At 74.6% G+C, this 24,210-nt stretch carries 19 protein-coding genes; 14 read left to right on the top strand and 5 right to left on the bottom strand.

Translation table 11 applies throughout. The annotated features are described in order from the left end of the window. Positions 1-121 precede the first annotated feature (121 nt). Complete coding sequence (locus LN037_RS19590) at positions 122-3,565, top strand: error-prone DNA polymerase (protein ID WP_230755770.1); 3,444 nt, start codon at positions 122-124, stop codon at positions 3,563-3,565. A gap of 290 nt (positions 3,566-3,855) precedes the next feature. On the opposite strand, the gene LN037_RS19585 is transcribed toward LN037_RS19590, so the two are convergent. Further along, positions 3,856-4,521: a GPR1/FUN34/YaaH family transporter gene (locus tag LN037_RS19585; protein ID WP_230755769.1), complete on the bottom strand. Its 666-nt coding sequence runs from the start codon at positions 4,519-4,521 to the stop codon at positions 3,856-3,858. 181 nt (positions 4,522-4,702) lie between these two features. On the opposite strand from LN037_RS19585, the gene LN037_RS19580 reads away from it, so the two are divergent. The 7 genes from LN037_RS19580 (at position 4,703) to LN037_RS19550 (ending at position 11,946) form a co-directional block, all read left to right on the top strand. Then, complete coding sequence (locus LN037_RS19580; protein ID WP_230755766.1) at positions 4,703-5,296, top strand: hypothetical protein; 594 nt, start codon at positions 4,703-4,705, stop codon at positions 5,294-5,296. Positions 5,297-5,303: 7 nt separating this feature from the next. Then, positions 5,304-6,149, top strand: coding sequence for a bifunctional methylenetetrahydrofolate dehydrogenase/methenyltetrahydrofolate cyclohydrolase (locus tag LN037_RS19575; protein ID WP_230755764.1), 846 nt, complete (start codon positions 5,304-5,306; stop codon positions 6,147-6,149). 5 nt (positions 6,150-6,154) lie between these two features. Beyond that, on the top strand, positions 6,155-6,622 hold the full coding sequence (locus LN037_RS19570) for a DUF3017 domain-containing protein (RefSeq protein ID WP_230755762.1): 468 nt from the start codon (positions 6,155-6,157) through the stop codon (positions 6,620-6,622). Between the two features lie 162 nt (positions 6,623-6,784). Further along, positions 6,785-7,999 carry an NADP-dependent isocitrate dehydrogenase gene (locus tag LN037_RS19565; RefSeq protein ID WP_230755760.1) on the top strand — a complete coding sequence of 405 codons (1,215 nt, stop codon included), beginning with the start codon at positions 6,785-6,787 and terminating at the stop codon, positions 7,997-7,999. Positions 8,000-8,091: 92 nt separating this feature from the next. Then, entirely contained in the window at positions 8,092-9,321 is a 1,230-nt protein-coding gene (locus tag LN037_RS19560; protein WP_230755758.1) for an AI-2E family transporter, read from the top strand. A gap of 100 nt (positions 9,322-9,421) precedes the next feature. After that, on the top strand, positions 9,422-10,678 hold the full coding sequence (locus tag LN037_RS19555) for an AI-2E family transporter (protein ID WP_230755756.1): 1,257 nt from the start codon (positions 9,422-9,424) through the stop codon (positions 10,676-10,678). 68 nt (positions 10,679-10,746) lie between these two features. After that, positions 10,747-11,946 (top strand): amidohydrolase family protein, encoded by a 1,200-nt coding sequence (locus LN037_RS19550; RefSeq protein ID WP_230755754.1) that lies wholly within the window; start codon positions 10,747-10,749, stop codon positions 11,944-11,946. 10 nt (positions 11,947-11,956) lie between these two features. Here LN037_RS19550 and LN037_RS19545 read toward each other — a convergent pair whose 3' ends face one another. Both LN037_RS19545 and LN037_RS19540 read right to left on the bottom strand, forming a co-directional pair. Beyond that, positions 11,957-13,111 carry an MFS transporter gene (locus LN037_RS19545; protein ID WP_230755752.1) on the bottom strand — a complete coding sequence of 385 codons (1,155 nt, stop codon included), beginning with the start codon at positions 13,109-13,111 and terminating at the stop codon, positions 11,957-11,959. A 32-nt stretch (positions 13,112-13,143) separates the two neighbouring features. After that, positions 13,144-14,136, bottom strand: coding sequence for an LLM class flavin-dependent oxidoreductase (locus LN037_RS19540; protein ID WP_230755750.1), 993 nt, complete (start codon positions 14,134-14,136; stop codon positions 13,144-13,146). Positions 14,137-14,372: 236 nt separating this feature from the next. Here LN037_RS19540 and LN037_RS19535 point away from each other — a divergent pair, with 236 nt between their 5' ends. The 6 genes from LN037_RS19535 to yhjD are packed head-to-tail and all read left to right on the top strand — an operon-like array spanning position 14,373 to position 21,575. Further along, the gene (locus LN037_RS19535) at positions 14,373-15,062 is read left to right on the top strand and encodes a response regulator (RefSeq protein WP_230755748.1); all 690 of its coding nucleotides are present in this window, start codon (positions 14,373-14,375) and stop codon (positions 15,060-15,062) included. Further along, positions 15,059-16,756, top strand: coding sequence for a sensor histidine kinase (locus LN037_RS19530; protein ID WP_230755746.1), 1,698 nt, complete (start codon positions 15,059-15,061; stop codon positions 16,754-16,756). Before LN037_RS19535 ends, LN037_RS19530 begins: the two co-directional genes overlap by 4 nt. A 4-nt stretch (positions 16,757-16,760) precedes the next feature. Next, complete coding sequence (gene cofG, locus LN037_RS19525; RefSeq protein ID WP_230755744.1) at positions 16,761-17,975, top strand: 7,8-didemethyl-8-hydroxy-5-deazariboflavin synthase CofG; 1,215 nt, start codon at positions 16,761-16,763, stop codon at positions 17,973-17,975. Next, positions 17,972-19,000, top strand: a complete 1,029-nt coding sequence (locus tag LN037_RS19520) for an FO synthase (protein WP_230755742.1) — start codon at positions 17,972-17,974, stop codon at positions 18,998-19,000. The genes cofG and LN037_RS19520 overlap by 4 nt, the downstream gene beginning before the upstream one ends. Further along, entirely contained in the window at positions 18,997-20,472 is a 1,476-nt protein-coding gene (locus tag LN037_RS19515; RefSeq protein WP_230755740.1) for a flavin-containing monooxygenase, read from the top strand. The genes LN037_RS19520 and LN037_RS19515 overlap by 4 nt, the downstream gene beginning before the upstream one ends. Positions 20,473-20,531: 59 nt before the next feature. After that, positions 20,532-21,575: an inner membrane protein YhjD gene (gene yhjD, locus LN037_RS19510; protein ID WP_230755738.1), complete on the top strand. Its 1,044-nt coding sequence runs from the start codon at positions 20,532-20,534 to the stop codon at positions 21,573-21,575. 36 nt (positions 21,576-21,611) lie between these two features. Here the strand turns inward: yhjD and LN037_RS19505 are convergent, their stop codons facing one another. Further along, complete coding sequence (locus LN037_RS19505) at positions 21,612-22,814, bottom strand: D-alanyl-D-alanine carboxypeptidase family protein (protein ID WP_230755730.1); 1,203 nt, start codon at positions 22,812-22,814, stop codon at positions 21,612-21,614. 87 nt (positions 22,815-22,901) lie between these two features. Next, complete coding sequence (locus LN037_RS19500) at positions 22,902-24,182, bottom strand: coiled-coil domain-containing protein (protein ID WP_230755722.1); 1,281 nt, start codon at positions 24,180-24,182, stop codon at positions 22,902-22,904. Between the last annotated feature and the right edge of the window lie 28 nt (positions 24,183-24,210).

The raw sequence follows: 24,210 nt of genomic DNA, 5'->3' as shown, positions 1-24,210 counted from the left end.
CATCGAGTTGGTCAAGCGTACCGATCCTGGATCCGGTGAACGCGCGGCACGTTGTCGGACCCTCCCGCTACAGTCGAACGCATCGAACACGTGTTCGACATCGAGGTCGGGAGGCCGGGAGATGGGCTGGGGCAATCCGGCGGTGAGCTGGTCGGAGATGGAGCGGATCCTCGCGGGGAAGCCGGTCCGGTCGAGCGGCGCCCGGTCACGGGAGCGCACCGGCGAGGTGGTCGACGGGCCGGGCACCGTGCACCCCGCCGACGTCACCGCGGCCCCCGTGCGGCGCCGGCCCTCGCGGGACGAGACGCACCCCGGCGACGGGGGCGACTCGCCGGCCTGGAGCCGTACCCGGGCGCCCTACCGGCCGCCGCGGACGTCCCGTCCGGAGCCCACGGTCGCGGTGCCGTACGCCGAGCTGCACGCCCACTCCACGTACAGCTTCCTCGACGGTGCGAGCCAGCCCGAGGAGCTCGTGGAGGAGGCCCACCGGCTGGGGCTGGAGGCGATCGCGCTCACGGACCACGACGGGATGTACGGCGTGGTCCGCTTCGCCGAGGCCGCGCACGAGCTGGACATCCGCACGGTCTTCGGCGCCGAGCTCTCGCTGGGGCTGACCGCGCCGCAGAACGGGGTGGCCGACCCCGAGGGCGAGCACCTGCTCGTCCTGGCGCGCGACCCCGACGGCTACCGCGCGATCTCCCGGGCGATCACCGACGCGGCGATGGACCCGCGGGCGGAGAAGGGCCACCCGGTGTACGACCTCGAGCGCACCGCGGCGACGCTGCGCGACCGGGTCGTCGTGCTCACCGGCTGCCGCAAGGGCCACGTCCGCCGGGCCCTGGCGGCCGGGGGACCGGAGGCGGCCGCCGCCGCGCTCGACCGGCTGGTGGGGCTCTTCGGGGCGGAGTCGGTGGCCGTGGAGCTGACCGACCACGGGCTGCCGGCCGACGTCGAGCGCAACGACCTGCTCGCGGATCTGGCGGCGCGGGCGGGGCTGCCCACGGTCGCGAGCACCGCGGCGCACTACGCCACGCCCGACCGGGCGCGGATCGCGGCGGCCCTCGGCGCGGTGCGGGCCCGACGCAGCCTCGACGAGGCGGAGGGCTGGCTGCCGCCGGGCACCGCCCACCTGCGCTCCGGGGCCGAGATGGCGACGCGGTTCGCCCGGCACCCGGAGGCGGTGACGCACGCCGCCGTGCTCGGCCGGGAGTGCGCGTTCGAGCTGGCGCTGCTCGCGCCCGAGCTCCCGCCGTTCACGGTCCCGGCCGGGGAGACCGAGGCGAGCTGGCTGCGTCACCTCGTCGACCGCGGCGGCCGGGAGCGCTACGGCGGCCGGGCCGACAGCCCGCGCGCCTGGGAGGTGATCGACCACGAGATGGCGATCATCGAGGGGCAGGGGTTCCCCGGCTACTTCCTCATCGTGGCCGACATCGTGCGCTTCTGCCGCGAGTCCGACATCTACTGCCAGGGCCGCGGGTCGGCGGCGAACTCGGCGGTCTGCTTCGCCCTCGGCATCACCCACGTCGACGCGGTCCGGATGGACCTGCTCTTCGAGCGGTTCCTCTCCCCGGAGCGCGACGGCTACCCCGACATCGACCTCGACATCGAGTCCGACCGGCGCGAGGAGGTCATCCAGTACGTCTACCGCCGCTACGGGCGCGACCGGGCGGCCCAGGTCGCCAACGTCATCACCTACCGGCCGCGCTCGGCCGTGCGCGACGCCGCCCGCGCGCTGGGCCACTCCCAGGGCCAGCAGGACGCGTGGAGCAAGCACATCGACCGGTGGGGGCCGGGCGCCGACCTCGGCGACCAGGTGCCCGGGATGCCGCGGGCGGTGGCGACCCTGGCCGAGGAGATCGCGGGCTTCCCGCGCCACCTCGGCATCCACTCCGGCGGCATGGTGATCTGCGACCGGCCGGTGGACCAGGTGGTGCCGGTGGAGTGGGCGCGGATGGAGGAGCGCAGCGTCATCCAGTGGGACAAGGACGACGCCGCCGCGGTCGGCCTGGTCAAGTTCGACCTGCTCGGGCTCGGGATGCTCTCGGTGCTGCACTACGCGAGCGACTACGTGGCCGCCCACCACGGCCGGCGCATCGAGCTCCACGAGCTGCAGCCCACCGACCCGCTGGTCTTCGAGATGCTCGCGAAGGGCGACTCGGTGGGCGTGTTCCAGGTGGAGTCTCGGGCGCAGATGGCCACCCTGCCCCGCCTGCGGCCGCGGGAGTTCTACGACCTGGTGGTGGAGGTCGCGCTCATCCGCCCCGGCCCGATCCAGGGCGGGTCGGTGCACCCCTACATCCGGCGGCGCAACGGCGACGAGCGCGTGATCTACGACCACCCGCTGTGCGAGCCGGCGCTGCGCAAGACCCTCGGGGTGCCGCTGTTCCAGGAGCAGCTCATGCAACTGGCCACCGACGTCGCCGGGTTCTCCGCGGCGGAGGCCGACGAGCTGCGGCGCGCGCTCTCGGCGAAGCGCTCGGCCGAGCGCCTCGAGCGGATGCGCGACCGGTTCTACGCCGGGATGGCCCGCAACCAGATCACCGGCGAGCTGGCCGACCGGATCTTCGCCAAGACCAAGGCGTTCGCGAACTTCGGCTTCCCGGAGAGCCACTCGATCAGCTTCGCGTCCCTGGTCTACGTGTCGGCCTGGTACAAGTTCCACCACCCGGCGGCGTTCTGCGCGGCCCTGCTGCGGGCCCAGCCGATGGGCTTCTACTCCCCGCAGAGCCTGGTGGCCGACGCCCGGCGGCACGGGGTCGTCGTGCACGGCCCGGACGTCAGCTGCAGCCGGGCCGAACCCGATCTGGAGCCGCACCCCGACAGCACGGGCGGGGTGGCCGTCCGGTTGGGGCTCGCCTCGGTGCGGGGCCTGGGCGACGAGGTCGCGGACCGCATCGTCGCCGCCCGTGCGGGCGCCCCGTTCGAGGGTCCGGCCGACCTCGCCCGCCGGGCCGACCTCACCACCGCCCACCTGGAGGCCCTCGCGACCGGAGGGGCGTTGGCCTGCTTCGGGCTCGAGCGGCGGGAGGCGCTGTGGGCGGCGGGCGCCGCGGCCGCGGGGACGGCGGTGGTCCGCAGCGGGGCGCGGCAGGACCGTCTGCCCGGTTCGGCGGTCGGGCTCGACGCCCCGGCGCTGCCCGGCATGTCCGCGGTGGAGCTGACGATCGCCGACGTGTGGGCCACGGGGCTGACGCCCGACGGGCACCCGGTGGCCCACCTGCGCGCGGAGCTGGACCGGCGGGGCGCCTACAGCGTCGCCGGCGTGGCTGCGGTGCCCGAGGGGGAGCGGATCGAGGTCGGCGGGGTCGTCACCCACCGGCAGCGCCCGGCGACCGCGGGCGGGACGACGTTCCTCAACCTCGAGGACGAGACCGGCATGCTCAACGTCGTGTGCTCGGAGGGGCTCTGGGCGCGCCACCGGGTGGTGGCCCGGACCAGCGCGGCGCTGGTGATCCGGGGCCGCGTCGAGCGGGCGCACGACGCCCCGAGCGTGATCAACCTCGTGGCCGACCGCGTCGAACGCCTCGACCTGGTCGTCCCGTCCCGGTCGCGCGACTTCCGCTGACCCGACGCGCCGCGGCCGGTCCCGCTCCCGGGGCCGGCCTCGTTCCCGTGCCCGGACGTCCCGCCGCTCGGGCGTGTCGCGAGAGGTCCGTCCGGCAGGTCGGTGGGCGCGGGGCCACGCCTGATGTGCACCTCGGCGTGGGTGCGAGCCCGCCGCGAGCCCGAGATGTGTCGATCTGGGGCACCTGTCACGGTCGGTGCCCGGAGATCGTCCGCCCCCGGCACACTGATGTGGGTGTCCCCGGCCGGTCCGAACGGCCGGGGACACCCCCATCGATGCGGTGGGGCGGGTCAGCCCCCGATGATCGGCTTGCCCATCGGCAGCGACGAACCACCGTTCGCGACGCTCATCGCGTCGAAGAACAGGTAGACGCCGACCAGGGAGAACGCGAACACCGCGATCCCGCCGCCGAACAGCAGGCCCGTCGACCCGCTCGACGTGCCGAGCAGCACGAGCAGCAGGGCGATGTCGACCAGGACGAACAGCAGGGTGAACACGCTCGGCAGCCGCAGCGAGGCCAGCGTGAGCACCACGACGCCGATCAGCCAGGTCAGCAGGAACGTCTCCTGCGCGGCCACCGCCGCGTCGCCGGAGGCGTCGCCGAACCAGTTGTGGCCCAGGCCGAGCACGAGCGTCGAGAAGCTCAGCCAGAAGCCCGCGAAGATCCCGAAGATCGCCGCGACCGGTCCGGCTCCGAGCCGGATCGCCCAGACGCAGGCGATGAGCTGCCCGATGCCGTTGCACATGATCAGGATCGGCACCATGCCGATCGCCGCGTTCGCCGAGGACCCGGTGAAGCCGATCAGGTACAGCCCGAGGGCGACCGACCCGATCACGAACGTCGGAACGCCCACCAGGGCCGGGTTCGCCGCGTTGGCGGCCGCCTCGGCGGCCGCTGCGTCAGCCGCCCGGGTATCGGCGGCGTGCGCCCCCGTACTCTCGTCGACCGTGGTCATCGCCACTCCTTCGTGCCGCTGGTGACGGACAGTCGCGACGTCCGGGCTGTTCCGGACGTCGGACGGTTGCCCGCTGACTGATCGAGTGTGATCTCACGCACCGCACACGCGGAACCGACCGTCCGTAGGGGTAAGCGCCTGCCATGACGGCCCGTGCATCGGTTCAGGCATGCTCGCGGTCATGAGTCGCGCGCCCCGTTCCCCCCGGTCGGACCGCGGCACGGGGGAGGGACACGGCGCCGGGGAGGGACGCGGCACCGGGCAGGCGCCCGCCCGCCGGCTCCTCGCCGGGGTGCTCGCGGGCGCCGCCGGCACCGCCGCGATGACGACCACCGGGCGGCTCTACCGCGAGGTGTACGCCCGTCGTCGCGGGAAGGCGCCGTCCGAGGTCACCGAGATCCTCGACTACGACGACAGCGACCACGTGGTGATCGCCGCGTCGACGCTGCTCCGCGCCGTCACCGGGCGGGCGCCGGAGCGTCCGCGGGCCCGCCGCGCCCTCTTCTGGCTGGTGCACTGGGGGTACGGCTCGGCGGTCGGCGCCGCGCACGCCGAGCTGCGCCACCGCCACGGCGAGCCGACGGCGGGGATCGCCTTCTTCGTCGGCTGCCAGACCATGGCCCTGTCGCTCTTCCCCGTCCTCGGCGACACGCCCGTTCCGTGGCGGTGGACGCCGCGGCTGATGACGGTGAGCGTCCTGCAGCACGTCGTGTACGCGGCGGGCGTCGCCGGAGCGGACCACGTACTCGCACGCCGGGCGTCCGGCACGCGATGATGGGCGCGTGACCGCGACGATCCTGGACGGCAAGGCCACCCTGGCCACGATCATCTCCGAGCTCGGCGAGCGGGTCGCGAAGCTCGCCGCCGCCGGGCGCCCGCCCGGCCTCGGGACGGTGTTGGTCGGCGACGACCCGGGGTCGCAGTCGTACGTGCGGGCCAAGCACCGCGACTGCGCCAAGGTCGGGATCGAGTCGATCCGCCGTGACCTGCCCGCCGACGCGACCCAGGCCGACGTCGAGCGCGCCGTCGACGAGCTGAACGCCGACCCGGCGTGCACCGGCTACATCGTCCAGCTGCCGCTGCCGAAGGGCCTCGACGCGAACGCGGTGCTGGAGCGGATCGACCCGGACAAGGACGCCGACGGCCTGCACCCGACGAACCTCGGGCGGCTCGTGCTGAACGAGCCGGCGCCGCTGCCGTGCACCCCGCGCGGCATCGTCGAGCTCCTGCGTCGCTACGACGTGCCCCTCGACGGCGCGAAGGTGACCGTCCTCGGCCGCGGCATCACCGTCGGGCGCCCGCTCGGCCTGCTGCTCACCCGCCGCAGCGAGAACGCCACCGTCACCCTCTGCCACACCGGTACCCGCGACCTGGCCGCCGAGATCCGGGCGGCCGACGTCGTCGTCGCGGCGGCGGGCGTCCCCGGCATCGTCACCGCCGACATGGTCGAGCCGGGCGCCGCCGTCCTCGACGTGGGCGTCTCCCGCGGCCCCGACGGCATCCTCGGCGACGTCGCCGAGGACGTCCGCGAGGTGGCCGGCTTCGTCGCGCCGAACCCCGGTGGGGTCGGCCCGATGACGCGCGCGATGCTGCTCACCAACGTGGTCGAGCGCGCCGAGGGGGCCTGAGATTCATGACGGCGGGTGGGTCGACGCCGGACGCCGGCCCCGACCCGGCGTCGGGAACGACGACCGACGATGCGGCGTCCCTGCCACTGGATGACAGCAACGACGCTTTCCTGCCACAACGGCAGGAGCAGGAGGCCGACGGACCCCGCCACGCGCGCCCCCCGCGCACCGTCGCCGACTACGGCCGCGCGCTGCTGCGCCGGCTGCGCGCGCAGGCGCCGCTGGCGGCGGTGCTCGGCGTCGCCCTGGTCGCATTCGTGCGGATCGGCCTGCAGCACTGGCGCGACGGCACGACGATCCTGGGGATCGCCCTGCTGCTCGCGGCCGTGCTGCGGGTCGCGCTGCCCGACCGCACCGCGGGCCTGCTCGCCGTCCGGCCCCGGCGCACCGACGTGATCACCTACGCCGTCTTCGGGGTCGTGGTCATCCTGCTGTCGCTGACCATCACCGGCGGTCCGCTCGCGTCCCGCTAGACGGGTGAGGAGAACGACCCGCCACGCGCGGTCACGTGACGTGTCGCGTTGATAGCGTTCGGGAAGAGGCAACGCACGGGCCTCCCCAATCTGGCCGGGCCCGGCGCGCGCCCCCGAGATCCGTGCGGCGCCGTGACCAGGCGCGAGAGGAGAGCCCGAAGAGTGGCGAAGATCAAGGTGGAGGGCACCGTCGTCGAGCTGGACGGCGACGAGATGACCCGGATCATCTGGCAGTTCATCAAGGACAAGCTGATCCACCCGTACCTCGACATCGACCTCGAGTACTACGACCTCGGGATCGAGTACCGCGACCAGACCGACGACCAGGTCACGGTGGACGCGGCGAACGCGATCAAGAAGCACGGCGTCGGCGTCAAGTGCGCGACGATCACCCCGGACGAGGCGCGCGTCGAGGAGTTCGGCCTCAAGCGCATGTACCGCTCGCCCAACGGGACGATCCGCAACATCCTCGGCGGCACGATCTTCCGTGAGCCGATCGTCTGCTCCAACATCCCGCGCTACGTCCCGCACTGGACGAAGCCGATCGTCGTCGGCCGTCACGCCCACGGCGACCAGTACCTGGCGCAGGACTTCAAGGTCCCCGGCCCGGGCACCGTCACCATCACCTACCAGCCCGACGGTGGCGGCGAGCCGATGGAGTTCCAGGTCGCGAAGTTCCCCGAGGAGGGGGGCGTCGCGCTGGGCATGTACAACTTCAAGCAGTCGATCGTCGACTTCGCCCGCGCCTCGCTGCGCTACGGCCTGGACCGCAACTTCCCGGTCTACATGTCGACGAAGAACACCATCCTCAAGGCGTACGACGGCATGTTCCGCGACACCTTCGAGGAGATCTTCGAGTCCGAGTTCAAGGCGGACTTCGAGAAGGCCGGGCTCACCTACGAGCACCGCCTGATCGACGACATGGTCGCCGCGGCCCTCAAGTGGGAGGGCGGGTACGTCTGGGCCTGCAAGAACTACGACGGCGACGTCCAGTCCGACATCGTCGCGCAGGGCTTCGGCTCGCTGGGCCTCATGACCTCGGTGCTCATGACGCCGGACGGCACCGTCGAGGCCGAGGCCGCCCACGGCACGGTGACCCGGCACTTCCGCCAGCACCAGCAGGGCAAGGAGACCTCGACCAACCCGATCGCGTCGATCTTCGCGTGGTCGCGGGGTCTGGCCCAGCGCGGTCGCCTCGACAAGAACGACGCGCTCGTCGACTTCGCCGAGAAGATCGAGCAGGTCTGCATCCAGACCGTCGAGGACGGCAAGATGACCAAGGACCTGGCGCTGCTGATCGGCAAGGACGCGCCGTACCTCAACACCCAGGACTTCCTCGACGCGATCGACGAGGGCCTGCAGAAGGCGATGGCCTAGGCCACACACGGCACGACCGGACGGCACCCCCGCGCACACCGATGCCGCGAGGGTGCCGTTCGCTCGTTCCGGGGCCTGCGAGACTCCCGGGCGTGATCGAACCCGAGCGCCCGAGCCGCGGCCACGTGATCGGCGACGGCCTGGCGTGGACCGCCCGCTGGAGCTGGCGCTTCCTCGTCGTCACCGCGGCGCTCGTGGTGCTCGGCCTCGTGATCGGCCAGCTGTGGTCGATCATGTTCCCGGTCTTCCTCGGGCTGATCATCGCGACGGTGCTCGAGCCACCGGTCGCCTGGCTGCGGGCACGACGCGTGCCCTCGACGCTGGCGGCGCTGCTCGTCGTCGTCGGCGGGCTCGCGGTGCTCGTCGGCATCGTCGTCCTGCTCGCGCCCTCGGTGGCCGGCCAGGCCCCGCAGATCGTGCAGGGCGCGGTCGGCGGCATCCAGCAGATCCAGGCCTGGGTGCAGGGGCCGCCGCTCAACCTCGGCATGAGCCAGATCGGCGGGTACGTCGACCTCGCGGTGCAGCGGCTGCAGCAGAGCGCGGTGCAGATCGCGGGCGGCGTGGTCGCGGGCGTGACGACCGTGGCCAACGGCGTGATCAACGCCGTCCTCGCGATCATCCTCGCGTTCCTGTTCGTCAAGGACGGCCCGTCGTTCCTGCCCTGGGTGCGTCGCCGGGCCGGCACGACGGCGGGGTCGCACCTCGAGGAGGTCTTCCGCCGCGCGTGGGCCCGGCTCGGCGGCTTCATCCGCTCGCAGGCGCTGATCGGCCTCGTCGACGCGATCTTCATCGGCATCGGCCTGGTGATCTTCGGGGTGCCGCTCGCGCTGCCGCTCGCCGTGCTCACGTTCTTCGGCGCCTTCATCCCGATCATCGGCGCCTTCGTGGCGGGGGCGCTGGCCGTCCTGATCGCGCTCGTCGTGCAGGGGCCCACCGTCGCGATCGGGGTGCTGATCCTCATCCTCGCCGTGCAGCAGATCGAGGGGAACCTGCTCCAGCCGCTGGTGCAGGGCAAGGGGCTCGGGCTGAACTCGGCGGTCGTCATCCTCGCCGTGGCCGGCGGCAGCAGCCTGTTCGGCATCGCCGGGGCGTTCTTCGCCGTCCCGGTCGCGGCCGTCGTCGCGGAGGTCGTCCGCTACCTCGACCAGCAGGTCGCCCGGCGGACCGGCGAGGGCGATCCAGGGGCCGATCCCGACGACGGGTCCGACGGGTCCGACGGGTCCGGCGGGTCCGGCGGGCCCCACGAGCCCGACGCGGGCCGCGCGGAGCAACCGGTTGCCCCGACCTCCGAGCAGGGCTCCGCCGAACGCGCCGACGGCTGAGCCGGTCCCCGATCGGGGGGTGGCCGACCCCCGGTTCCGGGTACGTGGTCGCGGCCCGCGGGGACGTCCCCCGACCTCCGGGTCGGGAAGGACCGCCACCGTGACACAGGAGAGCACCGGCCCCGCCGTGACCGCCCGGTCGAGCGCGCGACGCACCCGCGGGCAGCTCATCGGCGACGGCCTCTCGTGGACCTCCCGGTGGAGCCTGCGGCTGATCCTCACCGCGCTGGGCGCGGTGACCCTGGGCCTGATCATCGGCGAGCTGTGGTCGGTCGTGCTGCCGGTCCTGCTCGGGCTGATCATCGCGACGGTGCTCGAGCCCCCGGCCACGTGGCTGCGCCACCACCGGGTGCCGTCGCTGCTCGCGGCGGTGATCGTGGTCGTGGGGGCGCTGGCGGTCGTCGGCGGCATCATCGCCGCCATCGCGCCGTCGGTGGCCGACCAGGTCCCGGAGCTGGTCTCGAGCGCCACGAGCGGCATCGAGGACGTGCAGCGCTGGCTCACCGGGACGTTCGGGCTCGGGCAGAGCCAGATCGGCCAGGCCGTGCAGGCCGGCGTCGACCAGCTGCAGAGCTCGGCGACGATGATCGCCGGCACCGTGTTCGCGGGCCTGACCGTCGTCGCGAACGGCCTGATCGACCTGGTCCTCGCGCTGGTCCTCGCCTTCCTGTTCGTCAAGGACGGCTACCGGTTCCTGCCCTGGCTGCGTCGCCAGGTCGGCACGACGGCGGGTGTCCACTTCGCCCAGGTCGGCTCCCGCGCGTGGGACCGGCTCGGCGGGTTCATCCGCTCGCAGGCGATCATCGGGCTCGTCGACGCCGCCTGCATCGGGGTCGGCCTGGTGATCCTCGGGGTGCCGCTCGCGCTCCCGCTGGCGGTGCTCACCTTCTTCGGCGCGTTCATCCCGATCGTGGGCGCCCTGACCGCGGGCGTGCTGTCGGTGCTGATCGCCCTGGTCAGCAACGGGCTGACCAACGCCCTGATCGTCGCGGTGCTCATCCTCGCGGTGCAGCAGATCGAGGGGAACCTGCTCCAGCCGCTCGTGCAGGGCAAGGGGCTGGGCCTGCACGCGGCGGTGGTGATCCTCGCGGTGGCGGGCGGGAGCAGCGTGGCCGGGATCGTGGGGGCGTTCCTGGCCGTGCCCGCCGTCGCGGTCGCCGCGGAGATCCTGCGCTATGTCAACGAGCAGATCGACCTGCGCGCCCGCTCCGACGACGAGCACCCGTCGCAGGACCCCCGACCGACGGACGCGGAGCTGCTGGCGGCCGAACCGCCGCGGCGCCGTCCGGGGATGTTCGCCCGCTGGCGCCGGGTCCCCGAGCCCACGCCCGCCGCCGACGGGACCGCCGAGCCCTGATCCGCCCCGGCGGCCGGGCGCGGGTCGGGGCGAGCGCACCGCCCCTGTCCCCCTAGGGTCGGGCGACGATGCCAGCCGACCTCGTCATCCGCGCCCGCCGCGCCGTCCTGCCCGGCGGCACCGCACCCGCCGTCGTGACGGTCTCGGCCGGCCGGATCACGACGGTGGCGCCGTACGAGGCCCCGGTGGACGGGCCGCTCGTCGAGCTCGCCGACGACGAGGTCCTGCTCCCGGGGCTCGTCGACACCTCCGTGTGCGTCGACGACCTCGCAACGGTGACGGCCGCGGCGGCGGCCGGCGGCGTCACCACGCTCGTCGCCGTCGACGCCCCGGGCGACGGCCCGGTCGTCGACCTCGCCCGCTGGGGCGCGGTCGCCGACCCGGACCGGATGCGGACGGCGGCGCAGGAGGGGGTGCGCGGCTTCGTCGGGACCCTGACCGACGCCGGGGACGGCTCGCCGCCGCTGTCCCACGACGAGCTCGTGCGGGCCGCGACCACGTGCGCCGAGCTCGGCCTGCCGCTGCTGGTGCACGCCGAGGACGACGGCGTGCTCTCCGAGGCGCCACCCGCCGGGCCGGACCTGCGCTCCTACCTCGCCTCGCGGCCGCCCGGCGCGGAGACGACCGCGGTGCTGCGGCTGGGCGCGGTGGCCGCCCGGACCGGCGCGCACGTCCACGTCCGCCGGCTCTCGGCCTTCGAGGCGGCCGAGGAGGTCGGGGCGCTGCGCGACACCGGGGTGCCCCTGACCGCGGAGACGTGCCCGCACCACCTGGCGCTCGCCGCGGAGACCCTGCCGGGCCCGGTCGCGGCCTGCCGGCCGCCGGTGCGGTCGGAGTCGAACCGGGAACTGCTCTGGGGCGCCCTCGGGGCCGGACGGCTCGACGCCGTCGTGGCCGACCACGCCCCGCTCCCCGCGGCGGCGAAGCGGGGCGGGTACGACGAGGCCCGGCCCGGGATCGCGTCGCTGGAGGTCGCGCTGCGGGTCCTGTGGTCCGCCGCGGCCGCGCGCGGCCACACGCTCGACGACGTCGCGGCGTGGACCGCCGCCGCGCCCGCCCGGCTCGCCGGGCTCGACGCGAAGGGCGCGATCGCGGTCGGCCGCGACGCCGACCTCGTCGTGTTCGCCCCCGACGAGATCGCCGAGGTCGACCCCGCGGACCTGCACGAACCGCACACGGCCACGCCCTACGCCGGGATGGCCCTGCAGGGCGCGGTGCGGCGGGTGTGGGTGCGCGGCGAGGCGCCGGCGGTCGGTCGCCGGCTCTGAGCCGGGCCGCCTACAGGCGCAGCGCCGCGAGCCCCGCCACGAGCGCGACGCCGCCCAGCACCACGTAGCCCGTCGGGAAGCCGCCGACGAGCTCCGCGACGAGCACCCCGCCGGCGGGCGCGAGCGCGACCGCGACGGTGGTCGGCGCGGTGAAGACGCCGTTCACGCGGCCGAAGGAGGCCGTGCCCCACCGGTCGGCGACCACCGAGGCCTGCAGCAGCGTGTGCATCCCGCGGCACGCGCCGGCGAGGACCGCGACGGCGATGACGAGGCCCGGCGGGCCGGGCAGGACCCCGACCAGCACCACGAGCGCCCCGCCGACGGCGAGCACGGCCGCGACCCGCACGGCGGGGGAGGTCCGACGGGCGAGGGGCGCGTAGAGCAGCCGTCCGCCGACCTGCCCGGCCCCGATGAGGCCCAGCCCCACCGACGCGAGCCCGAGCGACGCGCCCCGGGCCTCGAGCAGCCCGACGAGGTTGATCGTCGCCGAGTAGAGCCCGAACCCCGCCAGGGCGAGCGCCGCGGCGAGCCCGACGAAGCGCGGGGACCGGATCACGGCCCGCGCCGTGTCGTCCACCGCGCCGGGCCGCACCCGCACCGGCGTCCACGGCACGCGCAGGGCCAGCGCGTGCAGCGGGAGCGTCACCACGGCGAGGACCAGCGCCAGCACGAGGTAGCTGTCACGCCACGTCAGGAACCCGACGAGCGCGGCGGTGAGCGGTGCGAACACGGTCGAGGCGAAGCCGGCGACCAGGGTGACCGTGGTCAGCGGCCGCAGCCGGTCCGCACCGAACCAGCCGGTGATCGCCGCGAAGGCGGGCGGGTAGAACGTCGCGGCCTGCCCGAGGCCGGTCACCGCCCACGCGAGGTAGAACCAGCCCGGCCCGGGCGCCGACGCCACGCCGACGAGCCCGAGGACCCCGAGCGCCGAGCCCGTCGTCATGACGGGGCGGGGCCCGATCCGGTCGAGCAGCCGCCCGACGACCACGCCGGCCAGCGCCGAGACGATCGCGCCGAGGGAGAACGCGCCCACCGTCGCCGTCGACGACCAGCCGGTGTCGGCGACGATCGGCCCGAGCAGGACGGGGAACGCGTAGTAGAGGGTGCCCCAGCTCGTGATCTCGGTGACGCAGAGCGCCACCAGGCCCCGTCCGCGAGCGTCCATCGCCCGCGGACGGTGCCACAGTGCGCGTCAGATCAGGAGGCCTCGACCTTCGGCATGATGTCGTTCTTGATGCGCTTGAGGTCGTCGAGCGTCTTCGACGTGGGCACGTCGGTGAACGGCGGCCAGATGAGCGGCATCGTCATGCCGGCCTCCTTGTAGGCCTTGAGGCGGTCGGTCAGCTGCGCCTCGGTGCCCACGAGCAGGTTCGACGGGACGCCGACGTCGGACTGGTCGGTCTCGGTGTCGGTGATGACCGTCCAGATCATCGAGCAGATCTCGAGGTCGGAGGCCCGCTTCTCGGAGCCGATCTCCTCGAACTGCTCGTCGATCGCGCGGATCCACTTGCCGAGGGTGGTCGGCGAGTCCTGGATGCCGATCCAGCCGTCGAGGTCGTACTTCGAGATGCGCTTGGCCGAGCGCAGCGGGTCCTTGAGGCCGGACATGAAGATCGGCGGCCGCGGCGACTGGAGCGGCTTGTGGCCGAAGCCGCAGGGCTCGAAGTCGGCGAACTCGCCGTGGTACTCGAAGTGGTCGTTGCCCCACACGCCCTGCAGGACCTCGATGGTCTCGCGGACGTGCTTGTGGCGCTTCGGGAAGATGTGCGCGGCGCTCGCGGCGGCGAACTCCTCGGGCATCCAGCCGGCGCCGAGGCCGACGTTCAGGCGGCCGCCCGAGAGGTGGTCGATCGTGGCGAGCTCGGCGGCCAGCACGCCCGGCGAGCGGAACGGGGTGTCGATGATGCTCTGGCCGATGCGGACCTTGGAGGTCTTCGCGGCCAGCCACGGCAGCAGCGGGTAGCCCTGGAACCACTTGCCCTTGGAGGCCACCGGCAGCGCGTTGGGCAGGCCGTCCATCATGCCGAACGAGTACTGCAGCTCCTCGCGGTCGGAGGCCGCGGGCACCACGATGCGGTCGAGGGTCCAGACCGAGTCGAACTCGAGCTCCTCGGCGAGCGCCGTGAGGTCCTCGAGCTCCTTGACCGAGACCTCGGTGCGGAAGTTCGGGAGGTAGAGGGCGAGCTTCATGTCGTGGGTCCTCCTGGAGGGTCGGTCCGGGTCGGATGACGTCGGTGCGGGGGCGCGGCGACCGCGAGGGGGTCGCGACGCTGCTCCTGCAGCGGACACCATGGGTGACCCGCCTCACAAGACCGACAACGCTTTCTCAACGGCGGCACAACGGCGGCGGGTGCCCCGGCCCGGTACTTGTCCGCCGCCCGTGCCGCCCGGCACGATCGACGATCAGTCGTGCGGAGGGGGTCGCCGTGGACCCGAACGTCGCCCCGCGGGTACTCGTCGTCGACGACGACGAGGCCGTGCGGACGGTCGCGTCGTGGCAGTTGGAGTCCGACGGGTTCGCCGTCGACCAGGCCGGGGACGGCGCGGCGGCGTTGGCCGCCATCGACGGCACGCCGCCCGACCTCGTGGTGCTCGACCTGACGATGCCCGGGGTGGGCGGGCTCGACGTGCTGCGGCGGGTCCGCGCGAAGCCCGCGACCGAGGCGCTGCCGGTGATCGTCCTGTCCGGGCGCAGCGGCGAGACCGACCGCATCGTCGGCCTCGACCTCGGCGCCGACGACTACCTGGTCAAGCCGTTCTCGCCGGGCGAGCTCGCGGCCCGGGTCCGGTCGGTGCTGCGCCGCTCGCGGCCCGCCGCGCCCGTCGTGGCGGGCGACCTCGCCCTCGACGTCGCGGCCCGCGAGGTGCGCCTCGACGGCCAGACCGTGGAGCTGACCGCCCGCGAGTTCGACCTGCTGGCGTTCCTCGTGGCCCACCCGCGGCAGGTGTTCTCCCGCGCCCAGCTGCTCGCCCAGGTGTGGCGCAGCGAGGGCTGGCAGGGGGAGGCCACCGTCACCGAGCACGTCCACCGGCTGCGCCAGAAGCTGCGGCCCGACCCGGCGGCCCGCCCGCGCATCCGCACCGTGCGCGGCGTCGGCTACCAGCTCGACCCGTGACGCCCGTGGACGACACCCGCGTCCTGCTCGGCCACCAGCACCGGGTCCTCGAGCTGCTCGCGGGCGGGGCCACGCGCGGGGAGGTGCTCGAGGCCGTCACCCGGTCGCTGGAGGAGCTGATCCCGGGCAGCCGCTGCTCGGTCCTCGTCCTCGACCCCGTCGCCGGGACGCTGCACCACGGCGCCGCCCCCTCCCTGCCCGCCGCGTACTCGGCGGCGATCGACGGGATGGCCATCGGGCACGACGCCGGGTCCTGCGGCACGGCCGCGCACACGGGCGAGGCGGTGGTCGCCGAGGACATCGCCGTCGACGGCCGGTGGACGCGCTACAAGGCCCTCGCGCTGCCGCACGGACTGCGCTCGTGCTGGTCCAGCCCGATCCGGCTCGGCCGGGCGGAGGCGCAGGAGGAGGCCGTCCTCGGGACGTTCGCGGTCTACCACGAGGCCGGGCACCGGCCCGACGAGCGCGAGCGGCGCCTGGTCGCCCGCTTCACCGACCTCGCCGCGCTGGCGCTGGAGCACGACCGGCTCTACGGCGCGCTCGCCCAGAGCGAGGAACGCTTCCGCCGGGCGTTCGAGGACAACGCCGTGGGGATGGCGCTCACCGACCTCGACGGCCGGTTCCTCAAGGTCAACCCCGCCCTCGCCCGGATGCTCGGCCGCGACGCCACGGACCTGCTCGCCGCCGACCTCTCCGCGGTCGTGCGCCGGGAGGACCGCGCCGGTGCCCGCCTCCTGCTGCGGTCCCTGGCCGGCCGCGGCGGCCCCACGGTCTTCGGCGCCGCGCCCGGTCCGCTGGAGGTCACGCTCGTGCGCGCCGACGGCAGCACGCTGATCGCGGCGCTCTCCGCGTCCGTGGTCGGGTCCGGGGCCCGGCGCCACCTCAGCCTCAACGTCGTCGACGTGACCGCCCGCCGGGCCGCGCAGCGCGACCGGGTCGCCCGGCGCGAGGCCGAGCTCGCCGCGCGGGTGGCGGAGGACGCCAGCCGCGCGAAGTCCGAGCTGCTCTCGACGCTCTCCCACGAGCTGCGCACCCCGCTGCAGGCGATCATCGGCTTCTCGGAACTGCTCGGGACCCTCGACCTGCCCCCGGAGCGCCGCGGCGCCGCCCTCGGGCACATCGACACCGCCGCCCGACACGTGCTCGACCTCGTCGGCGACGTCCTCGACCTCGCCCGCCTCGAGGCGCGTGCGCTGCCGCTCTCGCCCGCGCCCGTCGATCCCGGCGCGGTCGTCGCCGAGGTCACCGAGCTGCTCGCGCCGCTCGCCGCGGAGCGCGGGATCACGGTCTCCGTTCCCGACGCCGGGTGCGGTGCGGTGCTCTGCGACGGCCGCCGGCTGCGGCAGGTGCTGATCAACCTCGTGACCAACGGCGTGCGGCACAACCACCGGGACGGCTGGGTCGAGGTCACCGCGCACGAGGACGACGAGGACGTCGTGCTCGCCGTCCGCGACGGTGGGCCCGGGATCGCCCCGACCCTGATGGACCGGCTCTTCGTGCCGTTCGACCAGCTCGGTGCGGACGCCGGCGGGTCCGGCCTCGGGCTCGCCCTCGTGCGCGGGCTGGTCGAGGCGATGTCGGGCACGGTCGGGGTGACCAGCGCGCCGGGGGAGGGGACGACGGTCACGGTGCGCCTCCCGGCCGCCGTCGATGCGGTCGCGACCCGGGCGGGCGTACGTTCGGGTGGTGGGTGATCACATGCAGGAAGAGGAGGTCGTCCGGCTCCTCGCCGCCCGCGGCGACGAGCTGGAGGCGCTGCTGAGCCGCGCGACCCGCCGGCGGGAAGCCCATCTGGAGCACGAGGGCCGCCCCGGTGTGGTGACCTACAGCCCGAAGGTCTTCGTGCCGCTCACCCGGCTGTGCCGCGACCGCTGCCACTACTGCACGTTCGCCACCGTCCCCGGGCGGCTGCCCGCGGCGTACCTGGAGCTCGACGAGGTCCTCGACATCGCGCGCGCCGGCGCCGACCAGGGCTGCACCGAGGTGCTGTTCACCCTCGGCGACCGTCCGGAGGCCCGCTGGCGCGCGGCCGGCGACTGGCTCGCCGCCCGCGGGTACACCTCGACGATCGACTACGTGCGCGCCGCGGCACAGGCCGTCCTCGACGGGACCGGGCTGCTGCCGCACCTCAACCCCGGCGTCATGACCCCCGACGAGCTGGCCGCGCTCCGCTCTGTGGCGCCGTCGATGGGCATGATGCTCGAGTCGACCTCGACGCTGCTGATCGAGCCCGGCGGGGCCCACTTCGGGTCGCCGGACAAGGACCCGGCGGTCCGGCTCGCCGCGATCGCCGACGCCGGCCGCGCGCGCGTGCCGTTCACCACCGGCATCCTCGTGGGGATCGGGGAGTCGCTGCGCGACCGCGCCGAGTCCCTGCTCGCGCTCGCCCGGCTCGCGGAGGAGTTCGGGCACGTACAGGAGGTCATCGTCCAGAACTTCCGCGCGAAGCCGGACACCGCGATGCGCGGCGAGCCGGACGCGGAGTTCGACGAGTTCGTCGCCGCGGTCGCGGTCGCGCGCCTGCTGATGCCGCTCGGGGTCACGGTGCAGGCGCCGCCGAACCTCGCCGGCGAGCTGGGCGACTCGGCGGACGCGGCCGAGGACCAGGCGCTGCTGCTGCGCGCCGGCATCGACGACTGGGGCGGCGTGTCCCCGGTGACGCCCGACCACGTGAACCCGGAGCGCCCCTGGCCGGGCCTCGACGCGCTGGCCGCGGTCACCGCCCGGGCCGGCTTCACCCTGCGCCCGCGCCTGACCGTCTACCCGCGCTACCAACGCGAGGCGGGCTGGATCGACCCGGCCGTGGCGCCCGTCGTCGGGAAGCTGGCGGACGCCGACGGGCTGCGGGAGACGCAGCATCGAGGGGAGCACGCCGACAGGGGAGCCCGACCGGTGGAAATGGCGCCGCGGTGAGCTCCTGGCTCCGGGCCGCGCGGGAGGACCCCGCGGGCCTTCCCGACGACGGGTACGCGGCGCTGCTGGGGGCCGACGGCGACGAGCTCGAGGAGCTCTGTGCGCTCGCCGACACCGTCCGGCGCCGGACGGTCGGCGACGACCTGACGGTCGTGGTCAACCGCAACCTCGACCCGGGCCTCGTCACGAAGCCCGACCACCTGGACGCGCTGGTGGACGAGGCGTGGTCGCTGGGGGCCACCGAGGTGTGCCTGCAGGGCCCGCTGCCCGACGAGGCCGGTCCGGACGCGGCGGTGGAGCTCGTCGGGCGCATCACCGCCCGGGCGCCGCTGCACGTCCACGCCTTCCGTCCCGCCGAGGTCGAGGCGGCCGCGGTGCGCCGCGGGTCGTCCCCGGAGGCGTTCCTGACGGCGGCCCGCGCGGCCGGCCTGGGCTCGGTGCCGGGCACCGCCGCGCGCATCCTCGACGACCGCATCCGCGCGCTGCTGAGCGGCGGCACCGACATCCCCGCGGCGCGCTGGACCGAGCTCGTCCGCACCGCGCACCGGGTGGGCCTCCGGTCGACCGCGACGATCGTCTACGGCCACGTCGAGACCCCCGCGCAGCAGGTCGCGCACCTGCGGGCCCTGGCGGCGATCCAGGACGAGACGCACGGGTTCACCGAGCTGATCGCGATGCCGCTGGTCGACGTGCCGCCCGGGGTCGACGCGCGGGGTGCGACGCCGCGCGAGACACGGGCGCTGCACGCGGTCGCCCGGCTCCTGCTGACCGGCCGGATCGACCACGTGCAGGCGGCGTGGCCGAAGCTCGACCGCGACACCGTGTCCGCGGTGCTGCGCGGCGGCGCCGACGACCTCGGGGGCCTGCTCCTCGACGGCACGCTCGACCCGGGGGCCGGTCCGGAGGCCGGGCGGGTGCTCGCGGTCGCGGACGTGCACGACCTCGCCGCCGCGCTGGGCCGCCCCGTGCGGCAGCGGACGACGCTCTACGGCGAGGTGGCACCGGAGCGGGTGACGGTGGCATGAGCCGTGCCGGCACGACCGACGTCGAGGTGGCCATCGTCGGCGCCGGGTTCGCGGGGCTGGGCCTCGCGATCCGGCTGCGTCGACAGGGGCACCGCGACTTCCTGCTGCTCGAGCGGGCCGACGACGTCGGGGGCACGTGGCGCGACAACCGCTATCCCGGGGTGGCGTGCGACGTCCCCTCGCACCTCTACTCGTTCTCGTTCCGGCCGGCGCCGGACTGGTCGCGGATCTACGCGCCGGGCGCGGAGATCCAGCAGTACCTGCGCACGGCCGCCGTCGAGGAGGGCGTGGCCGGTCACGTGCGCTTCGGGGCCGAGATGCGCGAGGCCCGCTGGACCGGCCGCGGCTGGGAACTGCGGACCGACGCCGGCACCGTCCGCGCCCGGGTGCTCGTCCTCGCGGCCGGACGGCTGACCGACCCGCGGGTGCCGGACATCCCCGGCCTGGACACCTTCGACGGGCCGGTGGTCCACACCGCCCGGTGGGACCCGGCGACGCCGGTCGACGGGCACCGCGTCGGCGTGGTGGGCACCGGCGCGTCCGCGGCGCAGGTGATCCCGCAGCTCGCCGACCGGGCCCGCGAGCTCGTCGTGCTGCAGCGGACCCCGACGTGGGTCGTGCCGCGCGGCGACCGCGCCTACACCGCGGAGGAACGCGCCCGCTTCACCCGCGACCCGGTGGCCGCCCGCCGTCACCGCGAGGACATCTTCGACGAGGCCGAGCGCGGGATCGCCGCCCGTCGGCGGCTGCGGCCCGCCATCGACGAGCTGCGGACCCGCGCCCGCGACCACCTGCACGCACAGGTCACCGACCCCGACCTGCGTCGACGCCTGTCGCCGGGCTACGAGATCGGCTGCAAGCGCATCGTGCTCTCCGACGAGCTCTACCCGGCGCTCGACCGGCCGCACGTGACCGTGGAGGACTCGGCGCTCGTCGCGGTGGACGGCTCGACGGCCGTGGCCGGCTCCGGCCGCCGGCACGAGCTCGACGTGCTCGTGCTCGCGACCGGGTTCCACGCGACGCGCCAGCCCTACGCCGGACGCGTGCACGGCCGTACCGGATCGCTCGAGGACCACTGGGCGGACGGGATGAGCGCCTACGCGTCGACCGCCGTCCACGGCTTCCCGAACATGTTCGTGCTCGACGGCCCGAACGCGAGCCTCGGCCACAACTCGGCCGTGTACATGATCGAGACGCAGATCGACTACGTGCTCGGCGCCCTGGCCCACCTCGGGACGACCGGCGGCCCGCTGGAGGTGTCGGCCGCGGCGGAGCGCGCCTACGTGCGCGACGTCGACCGGGCCGCGCGCGACACGGTGTGGCTGCGCGGCGGGTGCCGCAGCTGGTACGTCGACGAGGCCAGCGGACGCCTCACGCTGCTGTGGCCGGGGTCGGCGCGCTCGTTCCGGGAGCGCAACGCCGAGTTCGATCCCCGCCCCTATCTCGGTACGGCCGGGGCCGCCTCGGCGTGATCGCCCGGCCCGCTGGGTAGGTCACTCCCCGTATCGGGCGTCGGGGAGACGAGGCGGGCATGAGCGCGACCATCTACGGCACGGCGGAGCCGCCGCAGAAGACGAAGTTCGAGCAGATCCGGGAGCAGAACCCGTGGCTGGACCACCTGGTCCGGGCGGCCACGCGCTACACCGAGAAGCACGGTGACCACTACGCCGCGGCGATCACCTTCTTCTCGATCCTCGCGCTGGTGCCGCTGCTCATGGTCGCCTTCGCGGCCCTGGCGTTCGTGCTGGCCAACAACCAGGCCCTGCTCGACCGGTTCTCGCTCGGCATCACCCAGGCCGCCCCTCCGGGGCTCGGCGACCTGCTCAACCAGGTCATCTCGCAGGCCATCGAGCAGCGCAACGCGGTCGGGATCATCGGTCTGCTCGGTGCCCTGTTCTCCGGGCTCGGATGGATGGGCAACCTGCGCGAGGCGCTCTCGGAGCAGTGGGACCAGCGCGGCGAGCCGCCGACGGTCGTCAAGCGCTACGCCGGCGACCTCGTCGCGATGATCGGCCTCGGCCTGGCGTTCGCGGTCTCCTTCGCGATCACCGCGATCGCCACCGGCGCCTCCAACGCCGTGGCGGAGTTCCTCGGGCTCGCCGACCAGGCGTGGGTGAAGGTCGTGCTGTTCGCCGCCGGGCTCGTGATCACCCTGGTCGCGAACTGGCTGGTCTTCCTCTGGGTGATCGCCCGGCTGCCCCGCGAGCCCGTGACGCTGCGCTCGGCGGGCCGGGCGGCGATCCTCGCCTCGGTCGGCTTCGTGATCCTCCAGCAGGTCATGACCTTCTACATCACGAGCGTCACCAGCTCGCCCGCCGGCGCGGCGTTCGGGCCGATCATCGGTCTGCTCGTCTTCGTCAACTTCGTCTCGCGCTTCATCCTGTTCGTCACCGCCTGGGCGGCGACGCTCAAGGAGAACGAGCGCGAGGACCTCCCCGAGCCCGCCCCGGTGATCGTCCGGCCGGCCGTTACCGTCGCCCGTGGCCCCGGTGCCCGCGCGACGGCGGGTCTGCTCGGCGCGGGGGCCGTGCTCGGCGCCGTGCTGGGGATCAACGGGATGCGGCGCCGCCGCTGATCGGTGGGGGCCTCCCCACCCCGCCCCGGCTCCGGTTCAGACCCGGTGGCGGTACCGCGCGACCACCACGACGAGGCCGAGCACCACGACGCCGCCGAGCGCGAGCCAGGTGCCCCAGCTCGTGTCGCCGGTGGCAGGGGAGTCGGGGGTGTCCACCGTGGTCGTCGAGGACGCGTCGGAGCTCGCCGCGACGTTCCCGGGGCCCCGCTCGGTGAGCTGCCCGACGGACGCGTCGCGCGGCAGGGCGTAGCCGTAGTCGAGCAGCGCGAGGCCCTGCTCGACCATCGGAACCGGTCGCTGCTCGCCGTGCATCAGCACGACGACGAGGCGGCGCCCGCCGCGCTCCTGCGCGCCGATGTAGGTGTGGCGGGCGTCGTCGGTGAAGCCGGTCTTGCCGCCGAGGGCGCCCGGGTACCGGAAGATCTTGTTGTCGTTGTCCACCGCGAACGGCGGGGTCGGCCCGAACCCCGGGAACTGGATCTGCCGGGTGCCGACCGCCTGGGCGAACGCCGGCTCCTGCATGCCGAGCCGGAAGATGCTGGCCAGGTCGTACGCGCTCGAGCTCTGCCCCGGGCCGTCGAGCCCGGAGGGCGTGGCGGCGCGGGTGTCGAGGGCGCCGATCTGGGCCGCGGTGCGGTTCATGAGGTCGACGGTCGCGGGTACCGAGCCGGTCAGGCGGACGGCGAGCGCGTGGGCGGCGTCGTTGCCCGACGCCATCAGCATCGCGTCGAACAGCTGCCGGACCGTGTACTGCCCGCCCGGCCCGATGCCGACCCGCGTCCCCTCCTGGTTCGCGTCGTCCTGCGTGCCGGTGAGCACCTGGTCCATCGGCACCTGCCGGGCGACGAGCAGGCCGGTGAGGGTCTTGAGCAGCGACGCGGGCCGCAGCCGCGCGTGCGGGACCTTGGCCGCGAGCACGGCGCCGGTGTCGAGGTCGGCGACGACGTAGGACTGCACCCCGACCTCGGGCGGCGCGGGCGCCCCGGACGGCACCGCGACGTCGCAGGTGCCCATCTGCTCGCCGCCCACGGGCTCGGCGGGGACCGGCAGCGGCGCGGGCGCGGCCCCGCCGGGACGCGGTGCCTCGGACGCGTCGACCGGCGGGCCCGGCTGGTTCACCTGCGGGCACGCGGTCTGGTCGGGCGCGGCCGGGGAGGCCGGCGCCGCCAGGGCGGCCGGTGCGGCGCCGAGCAGGCCGAGCAGGACGACGACCAGCAGGGCTGCGCAGCGGTGGAGCATCGGTGTCCGACCCTAACGGGTGGTGCGGCGGACCCGACGACGACGGCCCGCCCCCAGCCGGGGACGGGCCGTCGTCGGGGGAGGGGATCAGCCCTCGTCGTCGTCCGGGGCGTGGTCGCCGTTCAGGCTGATCTCGCGGCCGGAGGTGAGCGCGGGCTTGCGCGCGCCGCGGCGGGCGGCCGGGCGGGGCGCCGGGCCCTGCTGCTGCCCGCCCGAGCCGAGGATGATCTCGGCGAAGGTGGAGAGCGCCTCGTCGAGCTGGCCCGCCTGGCGCAGCTCGGACTCCTCGTTGGAGCGGTTGACCAGCGCGACGACGGCCTCGTGGTCGGGCCGGTTCACGAGCGTGCCGTCCAGCTTGTCCAGCGAGGCCTCGAGCGAGGAGGCCAGCGAGGACACCCGGTCGCGCAGGGTGGTCTCGACGCCGTCGACGCGCGCGCCGAGCCCGGAGATCGACGTCTCGAGGTCCTGCCGGGTGCCGGCGAGCGAACCCTCGACGCCGTCCAGGCGGGTGCCGACGGACTGCTCGACGCCCTCGACCCGGCCGACGACGGAGTGCTCGACGCCCTCGACGCGGGTGTTCAGCCCGTCGAGGCGGCCGGCGAGTTCCTCGAGCCGTCCGGTGAGCTCGCGGGCGGTGGAGCCGGCCTCGGTGCGGGAGGTCTCGGCGTCGGTCCGGGCGGCGTCGCGGGTCGCGGCGAGCTCCTCGGACAGCGCCCGGGAGGTCTCGGCGAGGGCGCGGGAGGTCTCCTCGACCTGGCCGCGCAGCGAGGACTCGACGCCCTCGAGGCGCTCGCGCACCGGACCGGTCACTGCGGCGGGCATCCCGTCGAGGCGCATCTCGTGCCGGTCGAGGCGGTTGTCGAGGTCGTCGAGGCGCTTGTGCAGCCCGCCGATGCGGTCCTCGAGGCCGTCCATGCGACCGGCGACGCCCTCGAACCGGCCGGTGACGCCGTCGAGACGGCCGTCGAGCTGCGCGAACGGCGCGGCGAGCTTGTCGACGACCCGGTCCACGACGCCCTCGACGAGGCGGGCCAGCGAGGAGATCGCGGACTCCTGGGCGTCGAGCTTCGCGACCGTCTCGTCGAGGCGCTCCGCGAGCACGCTCATCTCGGTGCGGTCGGGCACCTCGGCGAGCCGCTTGCGGATCGCGCCGAGCGCGTCGAGTGCCGCGAGCCGACCGTGGATCTCGTCGAGCGAGTCGAAGATCTGCTGCTGCTCGGAGTCCCTGACCTCGGCGGCCCGGACGAGCATGCTGCGCATCCGGTCGAAGGACATGGTCTGGTTGGTGTCGATCACAGTGGAGCCCACTCCTCGCGGGGACACGGCCAGGTCGCTCGACGCCGCGCGGTCGATCTCGACTTCGGTCATCGACCACGGAGGCTAGCCAGGCGGTGTG

The sequence above is a fragment of the Actinomycetospora soli genome, assembly GCF_021026295.1.
Taxonomy (GTDB): Bacteria; Actinomycetota; Actinomycetes; order Mycobacteriales; family Pseudonocardiaceae; genus Actinomycetospora; species Actinomycetospora soli.
Note: the sequence above shows the minus strand (reverse complement) of the source record. Positions and strands in the feature narration are given on the sequence as shown.